Below are 14,642 nucleotides of genomic sequence, written 5' to 3' on the forward strand. Positions count from 1 at the left end.
TCTGTCGTTATCCGGCGGGCCACGCCATCATGGCCTGTCTCTTATACACATCTAGATGTGTATAAGAGACAGCTTCCGGCCGGCTGGATTTCGTCGCTGGCCGCACGCTGGCCTTCCGGGATGGCACGGCGGGCGTAGAGGTGGACTGGCGGCCGCGCGGGGCAAAAGCCACCGAAACGCTGCTGGCGCGGCGCGTGGTCAATTGCAGCGGGCCGCTGATCGATCTCGATCGCACGGAGGAGCCGCTGCTGGCCAACCTGCGGGCGCGGGGCGTCATCCGTCCCGATCCCAGCCATATCGGGCTGGATGTCGATCCGCAGGCGCGGGTCATCGGCCGATCGGGCCGGGCCGATCCCCGGCTGTTCGCGCTGGGACCGCTGACGCGGGGCGCTTTCTGGGAAGTGGTGGCGGTGCCCGATATCCGCGTCCAGACATGGAACCTCGCGCGGCGCCTTTCCAACGCGCACTGGATCGGCGGCGAGGGGTTGTAGGGCGGAGGCTCCGGGGGATCAGTCTGACCCGGACGGATGCGAAAGCATCTGCCCCGGTCAAGCTACGAGATCGGCTGGATTCAGCCCGGCAGGCCCGCGGCGCGGCGATCGAGCAGCGCATCCAGCATGGTTTGCCCGCCTTCTTCCTGCTCGAAGCGGGTCCAGCCGCCCGATCCCAGCCGTTCGAGCGGCTGGAAGCGGACCTTATATTGCATGCGCGGCGAATCCTTCACCCAATAGCCCAGATAGACATAGGGCAGGCCGGCTTCGGCCGCGCGCTGGATATGATCGAGGATGATGAAGGTGCCGAGACCGGGCCGATCCGCCGATTCCGCCTCGTAGAAGCTGTAGATCATCGACAGGCCATCGGCCTGGTGATCGCTGAGGCACGCGCCCACCAGCCGGCCGGCGGGATCGCGATATTCGACGACATAGGTGCTGACCGGCGTCTGCTCCACCATGTCGGCGAAATCGAGCTCGTCCATCTCCGCCATGCCGCCGCCGGGATGGCGCGCGGCCAGGTAGCGGCGGAGGAGATCGAACTGCTCCTCCGTCGTCCAGGGCTTGCAGGCGGTGACGCTGAGATCGGCGTTGCGGCGCATCAGCTTGCGCTGGCTGGCATTGGGGCGGAATTCGGCTGCGACCACGCGCACCGACACGCAGGCGGCGCAATCCGTGCAGCTCGGCCGGTAGGCGACGTTCTGGCTGCGGCGGAAGCCGATCCGGCCCAGCGCGTCATTCAGCTCCGCCGCGTGCGGGCCGGAAAGCTCGGTGAACACCTTGCGCTCGGTCTTGCCCGGCAGATACGGACACGGGGATGGCGTGGTGACGAAAAAGCGCGGGAAACGGAATGGAGCGCTCACGGCCTGCCCTGATCCCCCGGGGCTGTTCCACCATGGAAAGCCCGTCGCCACGAATATGCTATCAGCCCGGAAATATGAAAAGCCCGTTCACCATGAAAAGAGGGTTAAGGGCCGCATCCGAACGAATGAGCCGCTTGACCATCAGGCAAGTTCGACGGGTGTGACCTCATATCCGCCGGCGCGCAGCGCGGTCACGAGTCGTTCCAGATGCGCCTTGTCGCGGGTCTCGCACTCGATATCGGTGATCAGCCCCTTGGCCGGCAGCGTGGTGAACACGCGCTGGTGATAGACCTCGATGATGTTCACCTGCTGCTCGTCGAAGATGCGGGCGACATGGAACAGCGCGCCGGGCCGGTCCTGCAGGCGGATGCGCAGGCGGGCGAGGCGGCCGTCGCGGGCAAGATCGCGCAGCAGCACGTTGGCGAGCAGGCGGGTATCGATATTGCCGCCGCACAGCACCACGCCCACCGTGCGCCCGGCGAAGCGTTCGCGATGGGCGAGCAGCGCGGCGAGGCCGGCGGCGCCCGCGCCTTCGGCCACCGTCTTTTCGATCTGGAGGAGGAGGGACACGGCCTTCTCAAGATCGCGCTCCGTCACCAGCACCAGGTCGTCCACGATCTCGCGGATGATGGCGGAGGTGATCGCGCCCGGTTCCTTCACGGCGATGCCTTCGGCCAGCGTATCGCCGCCGATCGGCAGATCGGTGCCGTTGATGCGGTTGTACATGGACGGGAAAAGCTCCGCCTGCACGCCCACCACCTCGATCGGCCGGTCCTGCGCCTTGGCGACGATAGCCGAGCCCGAGATCAGGCCGCCGCCGCCGATCGGCACCGCCAGCGTATCGATTTCCGGCGCGTCCTCCAGCATCTCCAGCGCCACCGTGCCCTGGCCGGCGATGATCGCCGGATCGTCGAACGGATGGACGAAGGTGAGGCCGCGATCCTTGGCGACCACCAGCGCATGGGCATAGGCATCGTCGAAGCGTTCGCCGGTGAGGATCACCGTCGCGCCATGGCCCTCGGTCTGCGACACCTTCACCGTCGGTGTCGACTTGGGCATGACGATGGTGACGGGGATGCCCAGCCGCGCGCCATGATAAGCGAGGCCCTGCGCGTGGTTGCCGGCCGATGCCGCGATCACGCCGCGCGCGCGGGCGGTTTCGTCCAGCTGGAGCAGCTTGTTGAGCGCGCCGCGTTCCTTGTAGGCGGCGGTGAACTGGAGGTTCTCGAACTTCAGGTAGACCTTCGCCCCGGTCATGGCGGACAGCGTCTTGCTCAGCAGCGTCGGCGTGCGGACGATGCTGTCCCCAATGCGCATGTGCGCCGCCCGGACATCGGCGATGGATACGGGAAGGGCGGTCGGGGTGGTCGCTGCGGTAGCCATGATGGTCCGGGGCTCTAGCCCATCTGGCGGATCGGCGAAACCATGGTTATGCCGTCGCCATGGCAAGCATAGCTTTTATCGGCCTGGGCGTGATGGGCCGCGCCATCGCGCGTCACCTGCTTCGCGCCGGGCATGACGTGACCGTCTATAACCGCACCGCCAGCAAGGCGGAGGCGTGGGTCGAGGCGCATGGCGGGCGGACGGCGCCCACCGCCGCCGCGGCAGCCGAAGGGGCGGACGCGGTGTTCACCTGCGTCGGCGCCGATCCCGATCTGGAGGCGGTGACGCTTCGGGCCGACGGCTGCTTCCGCACGATGAAGCCGGGCGCCGTCTTCGTCGATCACACCACGGCATCGGCACGGATCGCGCGGCAGCTTGCGGTGGAAGGCAAGGATCGTGGCCTGCTGGTGGTCGATGCCCCGGTCTCTGGCGGACAGGCGGGCGCCGAGGAAGGGCGGCTTTCGATCATGTGTGGCGGATCGGCCAAGGCGGTGGCGGCCGCGACGCCGCTGATGCAGGCTTATTCGGCCCGGATCGTCCATGTCGGCGGCGCAGGCGCGGGGCAGCAGACCAAGATGGTGAACCAGATATGCATCGCCGGCACGATGCAGGCGATCGCCGAGGGGCTGCGCTTCGCCCAGGCGGCCGAGCTGGATCTGGAAAAGGTGTTCGAGGCGGTCTCCGCCGGTGCTGCATCGAGCTGGTATTTCGTCAATCGCTGGAAAAGCATGGCGGCAGAGGAATTCGACGAGGGGTTTGCGGTGGACTGGATGCGCAAGGATCTGGGGCTGGCGCTGGAGGAAGCGCGGGCGAACGGCGCGACGCTGCCGTCCGCCGCGCTGATCGACCAATTCTATGCCGAGGTGCAGGCGATGGGCGGTGGCCGGCAGGATCTTTCCGCGCTGGTCCGGCGGATCCGGCGATGAAGGCTGTCCTCGCGCGGCCGCTGGCCGCGATTGCGCTGCTGCTCGCCACGCCGGCTTTTGCGGATGCATTGATCGACAATGTGAACGGCTACACCATCGGCAAGGGGGGCGAGGTCGAACGCTTCACCGGCCTGCTGATCGATGGCGAGGGCAAGGTCGTCCGCACGCTGGGCCATAAGGACAAGCGGCCCGAGAAGCTCGATTTCCGCATGGACGGGCAGGGCCGCACGCTGGTCCCCGGCCTGATCGACGCGCATGGCCATGTGATGGGGCTGGGCTTCAACGCCCTCCAGCTCGATCTTTCGGAAACCCGATCGCTGGCCGAGGCGCAGGATAAATTGCGCCAGTGGGTGCGCGACAATCCCGGCCAGCGCTGGGTGATCGGGCGCGGCTGGAACCAGGAGCGCTGGGGGCTGGGCCGTTTCCCCACCGCCGCCGACATCGATGCCGCCGTGGCGGACAAGCCGGTCTGGCTGATCCGCATCGACGGCCATGCCGGCGTCGCCAACAGCGCCGCGCTGGCGCTGGCCGGGATCGACGGCAAGACGCAGGCGCCGGCGGGCGGCCGGATCGAGATGGCAAGCGGGCGGCCGACCGGCCTGTTCGTCGATGCCGCGACCGCGCTGATGGAACGCGCCGTGCCGCCGCCCCAGCCGCTGGAGCGCGATCTCGCCTTCGCCAGGGCGCAGCAGATATTGATCGAGGACGGCATCACCGCCGTCGCCGACATGGGCACCACGGCGGACGACTGGGCGGTGATGCGCCGCGCGGGCGACCTCGGCCGGCTGCGCGTGCGGATCATATCCTATGCGCACGGCATCGAGCCGCTGATCGCCATCGCCGGCACGGGTCCGACGCCCTGGCTCTATGGCGGCCGGCTACGGATGGTGGGGGTGAAGCTCTATGAGGACGGCGCGCTGGGATCGCGCGGGGCCTGGCTGAAGGCCGATTATGCCGATGCCCCCGGCCAGCGCGGCCTGATGCTGCTCAACGACGCCAAGCTCAAGAATCTGGGCAGCCGCGCGGCGATGGACAATTTCCAGGTCGCCATCCACGCCATCGGCGATGCCGCCAACGCGCAGGCGCTGGATGCGATCGAAGAGCTTTCGGACACCTATAAGGGCGATCGCCGCTGGCGGATCGAGCATGCCCAGATCGTCGATCCCGCCGATCTGCCGCGCTTCGGCAGGCATGGCATCATCGCCTCGATGCAGCCCGTGCACCAGACATCGGACCGGCTGATGGCGGAGGCGCGGCTGGGGCCGGCGCGGCTGGCGGGGGCCTATGCCTGGGCTTCGATGCGCAAGGCGGGCGCGACCCTGGCCTTCGGATCGGATTTCCCGGTGGAAAGCCCCGATCCCTTCGCCGGCCTCGCCGCCGCGACCAGCCGGGAGGACCCCGCTGGCCAGCCGCCGGGCGGCTGGATGCCGGAGCAGAAATTGTCGCCGGCCGAAGCCCTGGCCGCCTTCACCCGCGACGCCGCTTATGCCGGCTTCGCCGAGGACCGGATCGGCAGCCTGGAGCCCGGCCGCTATGCCGATTTCCTGCTGCTCGACCGCGACATATTGGCCGCCACCCCGGCGGATATCCGCGCGACCCGGGTTCTGGAAACCTGGATCGGCGGCAAGCGAATCTGGGTGCGGAAGTAGCGATCCGGCTGCGCCTGCCCGGTATAACGGACTGAGGAAAATCGCGATGAAGGGGGTGCGAGCTATCAGCGGATCGAGAGGAAAGGGCGGTAGCCACGCTTGCCGTCCGCATCGGACGGGTGCGACGCCGGTGCTGCGCGGGGGAGCCAGATGAACTTCGTCCAGTGGCTGAATTCGCTCGATGAGCTCCTCTACGAGTTGATGAGCTGGTTCGTGTTTTTCCCGGTGACGCTGTGGAAAGTGCTGCGCCACCCCCTTGCGATGATGCGCTATGCCGAGGATCAGCTGAAGCTGGATGACGATCGCCAGTATCGCGGCACCGTCAGTCCGCCCATCATGCTGGTCCTGACGATCGTCGCCGAGCAGGCGATCGGACTCGCAGAGGACGGCACCAACCCGATCGTGAAAAGCCAGCACGGTCTGGCTTCCCTCGTCAATGACAATACCACGCTCCTCCTCCTGCATCTCGTTCTATTCGGGACGTTTGCCTTGGTGCTGGCTACGGGGAAGGTTTATCGAAGCAGCGTCGATCTGGACCGCGACACGCTGAAGCCGGCCTTTTATGCGCAATGCTATGCCATCTCGCCCTTCGCGCTGCTGGTCAGCCTCGGCGTGAGCGGGGCGATGCATAGCCATGGCGCGGTTCAGCTTGGCGGACTGACCGCAATCGTCGCAGCGTTTCTGTTCTATGGCATCGTCCAGGTGCGCTGGTTCAGCCGGGAACTGAATCAGTCTCTCATCCGCTCCTTCGTCGATGCGTCGGTCGGGATGGTCGCAAGCATCGTTGTCGCCCTTTTTATCGGACGTCTTTTTGTATGATGTCCGATACTGGCGAATATGTCAGTTATTTCATCATGAGGATTTAGCTGCGGATGAAGACCAACGGCCGTTCTTCTTGGTCTTCCCGACTTCGCGCCCCGTGCGTGGCGCCCCAATATCATTTGGACGTGCTCGAAATTTGATATCTGCTGGCCTTAGCAAGACTGCGGTCAGCCAATCGGCTGCGCTTCCGGGAACGTCCATGATCCATCGAGAATGATGGAACGGGGACGATAGAGCCGGACCATGTAGTTCCAGCCCGGGACAATCGGTATGCAATTGGCGACGCCTCCGTCGCAGCCGCCGAACTGTATGGTGATCGATCCGTCGGCGTCCTTCTTCGCGGTGACGCTGTTATAAGAATAGATGCCGGCCTCGTTTTTCGGAATGTAACCTGTCTCGTCGTAGACCGTCACCGACCAGAAAGCGTCGACCGGCACATCCTTCACCCTGAGGCGGTGCACGGTTTTGCCGTCGTTCAATTTCGGCGTGATGTTGAGATAGGTTGCATCTTCCGGTGGATTGGCACCCCATCCCATCGCGCCGCCAACCAGGCGCTGGATGGGATCGACCTTCCCGCGCTTGCCGAAGCCCTTGCTGGTATCGGGCATCGTCCGCGCCAGCGCGAGCAGCGCCTCGCGCACCTTGCCCTGGCTTTCGTGATCCCAGTCGGGGATTTCGAACGCGCCCGGCCCGCCGGGCTGGTCGAGGCGGATCGCATCCTGCAGTGCGTGCACCACGGCAAGGTCGTCGGGGTCTGCCGGATCGACCAGCGTGCGCACGCCGATCAGCACGTAGCGCGTTCCGATCTCCTCGCGGGTCAGCGTGTGCGGCTGGGTGTCGTAATATACCGCCGGCACATACTGGTCCTCGTCGATGATCTGCAGCGACATGAAGCGGCCCCCGCTGTCCGGCAGCGTGATCGTCGCTGGTCCCGCATCGAGATCGAGCAGCGCCGCGGAATAGAGGGTGTCGCGATTGAGCCGGATGATGGTTTGGTTATCGACCGAGGCCACATCCCGATGATGCTCGAATTTGCCGAATCCCTCTTCCTTGAGCGCGATCGCCGAAAAATAGAGGTCGGATTCCGCCCGCAGGAAATTTTCCGGCGTGACGGTGATCGAACCGCCGCCGGTCCCGGGCTGCTGCAAGGTGGGCGTCCCGTTCATCGCGTGTCTCCTCGTTCAGCCGGCCTTCTCGAGATCGGGCAACACCCAACTCTTGTCAGAGAAGAACTTTTCGGGGTCGCAGGTGCGGAACGGCACCTCAAACCCGCGAGCGCCGCTGGTGCCGTGCGGCCATATTCGGCGGGCGGATAGCCCCGGAGAAAAGCGTGGACCCCAACGGCATGGGCACGTTCTTTGGGGGCCGATGCGGAAGGGGGCGTTGCGATGGAGAGGCCGGTTGCGGGCATCGCTCTGCTCCTGGAAACGAGAGCGAGCCTATTCAGCGGAAGGACGCGAATCTATCGGTAATAACCCTACCGACCTTCGGGTATCGGACGTCGCGTCCGGCCATTCCTGGGTATATGACCAGATGAGGTGAATGGCTCCCGTTCACGGCGCCGGCGTGCCGGGTGTCAAGCTTCACGGGAGCCTGTCCGGCCCGGCCCCGGAGCGCATATCGTGGGGGACTGCCCGGAGCCGCGCGTCGACAGCCACCGGATCGGTGGTCGCGGGGAAACGCTCGACCTTGGGTGTGGTCGACGCATCCGTCAGCGGTTGGGCCGGGTCGCGCTTGTTCGCACTATCGCCAGACAGGATTTTGGAGCCGAGCCGGAATCGAAAAAACCCCATAACATATTGTAGTTAGGTGAATTTTTCCAATGGCGCCCATCTCAGTGCCAACATATGTACCAACAAAATCGCGAGATGCAGCAAGTTCGCCACAATTCACGTCTTTGCGTCACTGTTCGATACGCAAGGGCTAAAGGTCGGGCAAGATCGAATCAAAGTCGACTAACGTTGCTGTCTCTGCAACTCGATGCCGCGAGATCGACGAAGCCGCGCATGTGAGATCTCCGGGTGCGATCGAACCTGCAGTCGACAGCCCCGCAGACAATCATGGCCTGCGGGCAGGCAAAGTCAACTCGACAGGCCCGCGCATCCTTCAGCAGCAGGGTGTAAGTTCGGCGATGGACATCGATTTGGGGGATATCGCCCGACCACGCGATCTCGGCTGCCAAGGACTTTCAGGCTCATATCGCATCGGCAGATGGGAAGTCGACGCAAACATCGTCAGCCGAATGTGAAGACGTATGCGCGGACGCCCGGTCGCCCGAACTCGACGCGGACGGTTCGGTCCATCACCTGGCCGGGTTGCCGAATGAGCTGGTAGAGACGATCCTCGCTCACTGCTCCCCAGCCGGCTTCGTCCACATCGCTGCCGTGATTGGCGCCGGGCGCTTCGCCATCGATCGTAACCCGAAACCGGACTGGACGCCCATCGCCAGCGCCGCCTAGCACGAGATGCAAGTCGCGTGCGTGAAACCGGAACGCGATCGCCCCTCCGGCTGCACCGAGGGTCGCGAACTCCCGGCCGACGGCCCAGCGGCCCGCAAGCGACCATTGATTGAGCGAGAGGTCAGACGGTGCGGCATAGGACGCTTCAGCATTCTTCACGAGGCCGCCCGGAGACGCGAACTTCACCGCCTTCTCGTAACCGACATAGGCTTCCGGCGATCGCAGGTCGCCCCAGGCGGCTTCGGCCTCTACTCCGGTGCCGACGATGGGCGTGACGGGAACGTCCGATGGATCGTGGCCAGCCTCTGCCAGAAGCGTTCGGATCAACTGCTCGGCCTCGGCATAATTGCCTTCACCCAGGCGGTAACCCCGGACGCGCCCTTTTGCATCGATGAAGAAGAAGCCCGGCCAGCCCTCGTTGCCGAACTGGCGCCAGACCGCGTAGCGATTGTCCTGGAGGTTCGGATAGCGAACGTCCAATTGCGCGCTTGCCTGACCTACCTTCGCGGCATCCTTTTCGAAGCCGAATTCGGGGGCATGGACGCCTACGACCACCAGCCCCTTGTCGCCATATCGCTCGCTCCATGCGCGCAGGTAGGGCAGCGCGCGCAGCGAATTGATGCACGAATAGGTCCAGAAGTTCACCAGCACGACCTTGCCGCGAAGAGACTGCACGCCGCCCGGCACCGGCGTCAGCCAGGGCGACGAAAGGCGCAGGACATCCAGTGGTTCGGCCGTCGCTCCCGGCGGAGCGGCCGCGACCGCGGGATTTGCGAACTGGCCCGGCACCAGGCTCAAAGCGTCCGCGAAGCAGAGCGCGGTGGTCGATCCCGCCACAAGGATCGCGGCGGCAATGAAGCCGGTCGAACGGAATTTTCTCATGGCTGTCCCTCGCTTGGCCGTCGAACTGATCGCATTGGCGTATAGAGGCGCGGAGCCGGGCGAGGTGTTAGCTGATGCTGTGTCCTGTGATGTCCTGACAGGGCGGAAAGATGCTCGCCCAGCTGCGCCTATCGTGATGGGACGGCAGAGGGCGTCTAGCTGGCCCGGCCGCAGGCGCGCAGGAAGATCGTCCAGCGCGCCTCGAACAGCTTGTCAGGCTCGGGCACGTCGCTCGCCCCGTCAGCGCGCAGGCGAACACGGTTGTTCGCACCTTCCAGGAGGTCGACGAGGATTTCGCAGGTCGCGGCAGGGTCGCCCGGCAACAGGAGACCCGCCGCCTGGGCCGAGGCGATCACATCGACCAGCGGCGCCAGAGTCGTCTCCGACCATGCGGCGAGACGGTGCCGAAGCGCCGGGGAGAACGCCGCCTCGGCGCTGACCGACAGATAGAAGGCGGCATAGTCGCGCGAGGATCCGATCTCGAAATAGCGCAGGGCCGTTCGGCGGACAGCCTCCAGCGGGTCGGCAATTCCTGTGGCTGCCGATGTCAGCGCCGTCTTGAACTGGCGGATATCACGTTCGACCACGGCCTCCAGCAGCGCGCCCTTGTTGGGATAGCGGCGGTAGATTGTATGCTTGGATATGCCGAGGTCGATCGCGATTTCATCCACCGAGGTCGCCGCAACGCCTTTCCGGCCGAAGAGGGAGCGGGCGCCGTCGAGCAGGAGATCGTCGATCCCCGCCGCGCGTTCCCTCGTCGGTCGTCCACCAGCCTTGCGCGCATGTGTTTCCATCAGACGTCCCGTTTCCCTTCGATTAAAACGGCACGATGAGGTTGCGTTTTCATCGACCGCTTAATATCTGCACGGTATCGTGCTGTTTTAGAGTTTCAACCGGATTCCGCTGCCATGTCATCCATCACCTTGTCAGGACTCGCCTGGTCGACCCCGGACGGCCGCCGCATTTTCTCCGATCTCGATCTCAGCTTTGGGCGAGAGCGCGCGGGGCTGGTGGGGCGCAACGGTGTCGGCAAGACCACGCTGTTGCGGATTCTGGCCGGAGAGCTTCAGCCCCAAGCGGGCATGGTATCCGTCAACGGCACCCTGGGCCTGCTCAGGCAAAGCGTTCAGGTCGGCCCGCGCGAGACGGTGGCGGACCTGTTCGGCGCCACCGCGGCCCTGGCGATCCTGCGCCGCGCGGAGGCTGGTGAAGCCGGCATCGACGAACTGGCGGAAGCCGACTGGACGCTCGACGAACGTATTGCCGCCGCGCTCGCGAAAGTGGGCCTTGAAGCGCGGGCTGATACGCGCCTTGCCGAGCTGTCCGGCGGTCAGCGGACGCGCGCCGGCATGGCCGCCGCGATCTTCGATGAGCCGGATTTCCTGCTGTTCGACGAACCCACCAACAATCTCGACCGCGCCGGCCGCGATGCCGTGATTGCGCTTCTCACCGACTGGAAGGCCGGCGCCATCGTCATTAGCCATGACCGCGCGCTTCTCGAGCAGATGGATGCGATCGTCGAGATGACATCGCTGGGCGCCAGCCGCTATGGCGGCAACTGGAGCCGGTACAGGGAGCGCAAGGCGGTCGAGCTGGAGGCGGCAGAGCATGATCTGGCGCTTGCCGAGAAAAGGGTCGCCGAGGTCAATCGCAAGACGCAGCTCGCCGCCGAACGGAAGGATCGCCGGGACGCCGCCGGCGCAAGGAAGGGCGCGCGGGGCGACATGCCGCGCATTCTCGCAGGCGCCCGGAAGAATGCCGCCGAGGCGAGCCGCGGCGACGGCGCCCGCCTCGCCGAGCGGCAGAAAGAGCAAGCCTTGGCGATGGCCGCGACGGCGCGGACGCGGATCGAAACCTTGCAGAAGCTGTCGCTCGTGCTGCCACCGACCGGTCTCGCCGCCGGCCGCACGGTCCTGACGCTCGACTCGGTGACTGCCGGTTACGAGATCGGCCACCCCATCCTGCGCGACCTGTCCTTCACCATGGTCGGCCCCGAGCGCGTGGCGCTGGTCGGACCGAACGGATCGGGCAAGACCACCCTGGTCAGGCTGATCTCGGGACAGATGCAGCCAGCACAGGGCAGCGTGTCGGTCGGCGTGGATTTCGCGTTGCTCGACCAGCGCGTCGGCATGCTCGATCCCGACGTGTCGATCCTCGACAATTTCATGCGCCTCAATCCCGGCTCCAGCGAGAATGCCTGCCGTGCCTCGCTCGCGGGCTTCCTGTTTCGGGCGGACGCGGCGTTGCAGATCGTCGGCACATTGAGCGGCGGCCAGATGCTGCGGGCCGGCCTCGCCTGCGTGCTGGGCGGGCCAAGGCCACCGTCGCTGCTGATCCTCGACGAGCCGACCAACCATCTGGATATCGACTCGGTCCATGCGATCGAGGCCGGGCTCGCCGCCTATGACGGCGCGCTCCTCATCGTCAGCCACGACGAGACGTTCCTGACCAATGTCGGGATCAGCCGGCGCCTGGACCTCGCCGGAAAGTCATCCTGACGCCGAACGCTATTCTCGCGGTGCGGTGATACTCGCGTTTACCCGCGCCAGTTCCGGACCATAGCAGGCGTCGCCCTTCGCCGCGACCTGCGCCATCGTGTCGCCGAGCAGGGCATGGGCTTCAGCGACGCGTCCGGCGCCCGCCAGCGCCTCGACCAGCGCGAGGTTGAATGGCGTGTCGAGCATCCCGTAAGGTGCCGCCCGCAGCTCGCCGATAGCGGCGTGAAGGCGGTCAACGCTGCCCCCGGGATCGCCACGCAGGAGCGCGAGCTGCGCGGAAAAGCTGTGCGTCACCGCGAGATAGGGCGTCAGCGAGTTCGCCTCGGCAAGGCCTTCGAGCCTGTCGACATAGTCTCCGGCGCTTGCGAAATCGCCCGCCCACAGGAAGATCGTCGTCGCCCAGATCAGGGCGATGCACGACGACACCGCATGATCGAGATCGTGCGCGTCCCGGACGGTCTGCCGCGCGCGCTCCACCGCCTCCGTCCGATGGCCTTGCAGCCAGAGTGTCCGCGCCAGGACCGCGCCGGCGAGAATGCGGCATTCGAAGCCGATATAGACCGTTGTCGTGGATTGTGCGCGCGGCGCGTTCCTGAGCGCGGTCTCCAGTTCGCCTCGGGCCTCCTCGAGCGCGCCGCCGAAATGCAGCGCCATGCCGAGGAGCGACCGTGCGATCGTCATCGCGACCGGATCATCAAGCGTGCCGGCGATCGCGGCGCACCGCCTGGCATGGTGCAGCGCCGTCTTGAAATCGCCGGTGCGTATATAGAAGAGCTGCAACGGACCCAGCACCTGCAATTCCTCGAACGGATCGCCTGCCGCCTCGGCGATGGCGAGGCTTCGGTGCAAGGCCTCGCGCGCCATGTCCCGCCCACCGCGGATGAACATCACAGCGACCCCGATCGCCGCCTGGAAGTGCATCTCCACCCGCCCGCCGCGCGCGGCCTCGTCCAGTTCGAGCAGCGCGCGTTCCGACCAGCGATGGCATTCCGACAGGAGCGACATGGCGAGAAAGACCGGCGCCGCCACGGCGGCGAGATCGATCCCGATCCGCACGTCGCCACCCTCGCTGAAACACCATTCGAGCGCCGCACGGACATTGTTCAGCGCGGCGAAATGCCCCGCACGTTCCGCGCTGTTCGCCAGGATGCGCGACGCGGCGCCGCTCTGGTCGAGCCAGTCGCGGTAATAGGCGGCGTGCCGCGCGGCCAGTTCGGTCCGTTCGGTCGCGCTATCGGTGAGCCCGAGCGCATAGGCGCGTGTCGTATCGAGGAGCCGATAGCGCATCATCGCTCCGGCAGGCCGGGTTGCCACCATCGACTTGGCGACGAGGCTGTCCACCGCGACGAACACGCCGGCCTGATCGACCGCATCGCTGGTCACCACCGCCAAGGCGGCCTCGATCGTGAAATCACCGACGAAGATGGCGAGCCGGCGCAGCACCGTGCGCTCCATGTCCGTGAGAAGCCCGTAGCTCCATTCCAGGGTCGCGAGCAGCGTCTTCTGGCGTGGCGGCGCGCTGCGCGGCCCTGCCCAGGACAGAGCCAGGCTCTGGTCGAGATGGGCCGCGATTTGCCGCAGCCCGTAGGCCTCGACCCGCCGGGCCGCCAGTTCGATCGCCAGCGGCACGCCGCCCAGATTGCGGCAGATGCCGCTTACCATCGCGGCATCTGCATCGCCGAGATTCAGTCCGGCCCCGCCGGCTGCCGCGCGTTCGATGAACAGCCGGGTGGCGGGGAAGTCATGAATGGCCATCGGCTCGCCGTCGTCAGCCGGGCAAGCGAGCGGCACGAGCCGATGGATACGCTCGCCCGGGACCTCGAGCGCCTCGCGGCTCGTCGCGAGGATATGGACTTGCGGGGCGGCGGCGAAAACCCGCGCCGCGAGGGCGGCCACGGCGTCGATCAGATGCTCACACGTATCGAGGATCAGCAGGATCCGCTTGTTCCTCAGATAGACGATCAGCCCGGGCGTCGGATCGTCGGACTGGATGGACAGGCCGAACATCGAGGCCACCGCGGTCGCCACCAGGGCCGGATCGCTCAGGAGGCCAAGATCGACGAACTGCACCGCGCCGGCAAAGCTGTCGATCAGCGCATGGCCCACCTCGACGGCGACCGTGGTCTTGCCGATGCCGCCCGCCCCGACGATGGTGAGGAACCGGTGCTCCGAGAGATGCCGCGACAAGGCGGCCACATCGTCCTCGCGGCCGACGATGCCGATTGGGCGGTTCGGCATATTGGCGTGCGGCAAGCGGATCACTGTTGCGGGACTTTGCTCGCCGCGGCATTCCGTGCGTGAAACCGGCGCCACGAAACAATAGCCACGCCCGGTCAAGGTCGTGATGTAGCGTGCGCCCTCGACACCGTCGCCAAGCGCGCGGCGCAGGTTCGCGATGTGAAATCGTAGGCTGCCTTCCTCGACGATGATGTCCGGCCAGACATGTGCAAGAAGATCCCGCTTGCTGACGACCTCGTTGGGCTGCGAGGCCAGCCGGATCAGAATGTCGAGCGCCCGCGCGCCCAACTCGACGGGAACGCCAGCCTTCGTGAGAAGTCGTTCGCTCGCCGTCAGGCTGAACGGACCGAAGGAGATGATCTCCCCGGTCTGCGCGGAAGTGCCCGTCATCGGCTCATGATCCGTCCCTGTTCTTTCCAATCCTCATCGTG

The 14,642-nt window shown here is 66.0% G+C and carries 11 protein-coding genes; 5 read left to right on the forward strand and 6 right to left on the reverse strand.

Features of this window, described 5'->3' with window-relative positions; translation table 11 throughout:
• Positions 1-140 precede the first annotated feature (140 nt).
• Positions 141-491, forward strand: a complete 351-nt coding sequence (locus BHE75_RS06575) for a hypothetical protein (protein WP_070933244.1) — start codon at positions 141-143, stop codon at positions 489-491.
• 80 nt (positions 492-571) lie between these two features.
• Here BHE75_RS06575 and BHE75_RS06580 read toward each other — a convergent pair whose 3' ends face one another.
• Both BHE75_RS06580 and BHE75_RS06585 read right to left on the reverse strand, forming a co-directional pair.
• Complete coding sequence (locus BHE75_RS06580) at positions 572-1,354, reverse strand: arginyltransferase (protein WP_015459895.1); 783 nt, start codon at positions 1,352-1,354, stop codon at positions 572-574.
• A gap of 141 nt (positions 1,355-1,495) precedes the next feature.
• Positions 1,496-2,737, reverse strand: coding sequence for a threonine ammonia-lyase (locus tag BHE75_RS06585; protein WP_015459896.1), 1,242 nt, complete (start codon positions 2,735-2,737; stop codon positions 1,496-1,498).
• A 23-nt stretch (positions 2,738-2,760) separates the two neighbouring features.
• On the opposite strand from BHE75_RS06585, the gene BHE75_RS06590 reads away from it, so the two are divergent.
• The 3 genes from BHE75_RS06590 to BHE75_RS06600 all read left to right on the forward strand — a co-directional run bounded on the left by BHE75_RS06590 (position 2,761) and on the right by BHE75_RS06600 (position 6,131).
• Positions 2,761-3,663 carry an NAD(P)-dependent oxidoreductase gene (locus BHE75_RS06590; RefSeq protein WP_084652974.1) on the forward strand — a complete coding sequence of 301 codons (903 nt, stop codon included), beginning with the start codon at positions 2,761-2,763 and terminating at the stop codon, positions 3,661-3,663.
• Positions 3,660-5,312 carry an amidohydrolase gene (locus BHE75_RS06595; RefSeq protein ID WP_191225155.1) on the forward strand — a complete coding sequence of 551 codons (1,653 nt, stop codon included), beginning with the start codon at positions 3,660-3,662 and terminating at the stop codon, positions 5,310-5,312. The genes BHE75_RS06590 and BHE75_RS06595 overlap by 4 nt, the downstream gene beginning before the upstream one ends.
• 150 nt (positions 5,313-5,462) lie before the next feature.
• Positions 5,463-6,131: a hypothetical protein gene (locus BHE75_RS06600; RefSeq protein ID WP_015459899.1), complete on the forward strand. Its 669-nt coding sequence runs from the start codon at positions 5,463-5,465 to the stop codon at positions 6,129-6,131.
• 170 nt (positions 6,132-6,301) lie between these two features.
• Here the strand turns inward: BHE75_RS06600 and BHE75_RS06605 are convergent, their stop codons facing one another.
• The 3 genes from BHE75_RS06605 to BHE75_RS06620 form a co-directional block, all read right to left on the reverse strand.
• Positions 6,302-7,300 carry a DUF1254 domain-containing protein gene (locus BHE75_RS06605; protein ID WP_070933249.1) on the reverse strand — a complete coding sequence of 333 codons (999 nt, stop codon included), beginning with the start codon at positions 7,298-7,300 and terminating at the stop codon, positions 6,302-6,304.
• A 1,068-nt stretch (positions 7,301-8,368) separates the two neighbouring features.
• On the reverse strand, positions 8,369-9,475 hold the full coding sequence (locus BHE75_RS06615) for a redoxin family protein (RefSeq protein ID WP_070933253.1): 1,107 nt from the start codon (positions 9,473-9,475) through the stop codon (positions 8,369-8,371).
• Positions 9,476-9,630: 155 nt separating this feature from the next.
• The gene (locus BHE75_RS06620; RefSeq protein WP_070933254.1) at positions 9,631-10,269 is read right to left on the reverse strand and encodes a TetR/AcrR family transcriptional regulator; all 639 of its coding nucleotides are present in this window, start codon (positions 10,267-10,269) and stop codon (positions 9,631-9,633) included.
• Between the two features lie 114 nt (positions 10,270-10,383).
• Between BHE75_RS06620 and BHE75_RS06625 the strand changes: the two genes are divergently transcribed.
• Complete coding sequence (locus BHE75_RS06625; RefSeq protein WP_070933257.1) at positions 10,384-11,973, forward strand: ABC-F family ATP-binding cassette domain-containing protein; 1,590 nt, start codon at positions 10,384-10,386, stop codon at positions 11,971-11,973.
• Positions 11,974-11,982: 9 nt separating this feature from the next.
• Here the strand turns inward: BHE75_RS06625 and BHE75_RS06630 are convergent, their stop codons facing one another.
• Positions 11,983-14,499: an ATP-binding protein gene (locus BHE75_RS06630; protein WP_191225156.1), complete on the reverse strand. Its 2,517-nt coding sequence runs from the start codon at positions 14,497-14,499 to the stop codon at positions 11,983-11,985.
• Between the last annotated feature and the right edge of the window lie 143 nt (positions 14,500-14,642).

It is taken from the genome of Edaphosphingomonas haloaromaticamans, from assembly GCF_001853345.1.
GTDB lineage: Bacteria > Pseudomonadota > Alphaproteobacteria > Sphingomonadales > Sphingomonadaceae > Sphingomonas_E > Sphingomonas_E fennica.

Bases quoted from the DNA above. Each gene is read 5' to 3' on its own strand.
- BHE75_RS06585 (WP_015459896.1), bottom strand. From the start codon at position 2,737: ATGGCTACCGCAGCGACCACCCCGACCGCCCTTCCCGTATCCATCGCC.
- BHE75_RS06605 (WP_070933249.1), bottom strand. From the start codon at position 7,300: ATGAACGGGACGCCCACCTTGCAGCAGCCCGGGACCGGCGGCGGTTCG.
- BHE75_RS06625 (WP_070933257.1), top strand. From the start codon at position 10,384: ATGTCATCCATCACCTTGTCAGGACTCGCCTGGTCGACCCCGGACGGC.
- BHE75_RS06620 (WP_070933254.1), bottom strand. From the start codon at position 10,269: ATGGAAACACATGCGCGCAAGGCTGGTGGACGACCGACGAGGGAACGC.
- BHE75_RS06600 (WP_015459899.1), top strand. From the start codon at position 5,463: ATGAACTTCGTCCAGTGGCTGAATTCGCTCGATGAGCTCCTCTACGAG.
- BHE75_RS06615 (WP_070933253.1), bottom strand. From the start codon at position 9,475: ATGAGAAAATTCCGTTCGACCGGCTTCATTGCCGCCGCGATCCTTGTG.
- BHE75_RS06595 (WP_191225155.1), top strand. From the start codon at position 3,660: ATGAAGGCTGTCCTCGCGCGGCCGCTGGCCGCGATTGCGCTGCTGCTC.